General features: G+C 40.5%; 1 protein-coding gene. It reads right to left on the bottom strand.

The window, feature by feature from the left end:
* Positions 1–213: 213 nt before the first annotated feature.
* Positions 214–1785 (bottom strand): zinc ribbon domain-containing protein, encoded by a 1572-nt coding sequence (locus F6K53_RS38495; RefSeq protein ID WP_293085097.1) that lies wholly within the window; start codon positions 1783–1785, stop codon positions 214–216.
* Positions 1786–2026: the final 241 nt, after the last annotated feature.

The raw sequence follows: 2026 nt of genomic DNA, 5'->3' as shown, positions 1-2026 counted from the left end.
TTGCCTCTGCTAAGGCTAGATAGAGGGCATCATAAACAGTCCGGTCAAAAGCTGCTCCCAAACTATAGGCTCTTGGTAGAATAGTTTTTGTCTCTACTGTTGGCAGAGAGAGTGCTAGTAGGTGGGCAATGAGACTATTTCCCTCTGGTTCAGTAATCAAACCTACTCTTTGTCTTTTCCAGATAATATTTCCGAGATACTCTTAAACCGTCATTAATCGTGACAATCCGGTATAAAACGGTCAAGGTGCAATTTATTGTTGCCTAAGTGAGAAGTGGTCAAGCAGCAATTGGAGTTAAGCCTTCCACTTGTCTGTTTAGGCGATCCTGGCATCTCGACCAGGAGTTGCTTGAAAGCCTTAGTTTTAGTATGCTTAGGGTCAAGCCAACCTAGCTCAACCCCATCAACCAAACTTAGTCCCATACCATTCAAGTAACGCGCGGTACGACGCAATAACACTGCTTGTACCTGGTTCTTGTTCATGTACCGAGTAATTTCCTTATCGGTTCCACGAGCCAGAATATTTTTGGCAGCATTATAATCAGCCTGCAACACGACCCCATCAAATCCGGTAAAATTGTCCCCAGTCCTTTTGCCCAACAGGGTTCCGGTTCTGGAGTCAACTTGCGACGTGTAACTAGGTTGAACTTCTGTGACAACCGAACCAGTCCAATTAGCCCATTTCTGTAAAGAGTTCCGCATCACTCCTTTTATCCAACTATTAAGTTTGCGGGACACGGTCTTAGACTGGCGTTTATTTCGTATCGGTTGAGTTAAATCTTCTGCAAATACTTTTAATGACTTTCCGTTAAAAAGAGATTTAGACGCCGCTCCTATTATGGCCGTTAGTTCTGATTGATTTTGTCTGTAACGGCGATTTTCTGTTTTCCTACTTAGGTTGCTTTTGAGTATTCTAGCCGACTTAGCTGGATCTAGTTTTTCTAACTTTCTGTGAAGTGCCCACAGTTTTCCTCTATTGCGGTTTTTAGCACATATACGATCTGACTTTTTAGTGATTAACTTTCCAAGTCCTGTACCGTGAGCCTGACCTTCTGAGTCATAAAAAGCTTCGGTGTAACCTTTGTCCAGCCCGATACTTCGACGTTCAGATGGAATTTCCACGGTACCATGATCTACCAAAAAGTGAATTTCAAATCTTGGCAATATTTGATTATAAATTAATCTAATCTGCCCTTTTATTTTTCGATTAGATTTGACGATTATTTTATTCCTTTTTCCCCTTGTTAATCCAGCTAGTTCCAGTTGCCAGGTGTTCCGCGAAAGTCTTTTGCACTTGTAGCCAACTTGCTGATAAACTATCTGATTTTTAACCCAAGAATGACCTCTTTGAAATTCTTTTCTAACGAGTCTGTGCAGTAAAGAATTGTCCAGAAATGCTGAGGTCTTAAGTTGCTTACAAAGTTCCTTGCGTTTATTTTGATTTTCTTTTCCTGGAAATCTTTTGTAAATCTTGTTAGTAACCGAATCTTTACAAGCTGCTTGGCTCGCTGTAATAGCCTTACCTACATCATTAACAGTCCAGTCCATCAATTTTGCAGGTAATTCCAGAGTATCTGGAGTCCTAAAACTCTTTACTTCTGGAATGGCTTTTTTCCAGTCAAGGTTCCAGTAGTTGATGCTTCCCAGTTTGTTGTAAGACTCAGATCTGACAATGCCCAACTTTTTCATTGTAGACAGCAACTCTGTCTCAACCGACGCGGTCATACCCACTACTGGGACGATTTGAGTCGATATTTTTTTAGTTGCTCCTACTTTCTTGGCCATTGCTGCTGTCTGAATCTTATACTTTAATCTTACTCTAGTACTAGAGTATTGTCAATGTCGGTTTTATACCATTAAATACCGTATTATCCCTATTTAATGGGGTTTGATTGCATGACTCAAGCCATGACGCATCTACCTTTTTCATCATTGATTGATTGATTGATTGATTGATTGATTGATTGATTGATTGGTATTAGACCTGCCAGACTTAGTAGTTTTCTGATCCTGTTTGCGTCAATTG

This window comes from Moorena sp. SIO4A1, from assembly GCF_010672065.1.
In the GTDB taxonomy this organism is placed as follows: domain Bacteria; phylum Cyanobacteriota; class Cyanobacteriia; order Cyanobacteriales; family Coleofasciculaceae; genus Moorena.
This window is presented reverse-complemented; position numbering and strand designations above follow the sequence as displayed.

Excerpts from the sequence above, each read along its gene's own strand:
- F6K53_RS38495 (WP_293085097.1), bottom strand. The coding sequence starts at position 1,785 with ATGGCCAAGAAAGTAGGAGCAACTAAAAAAATATCGACTCAAATCGTC.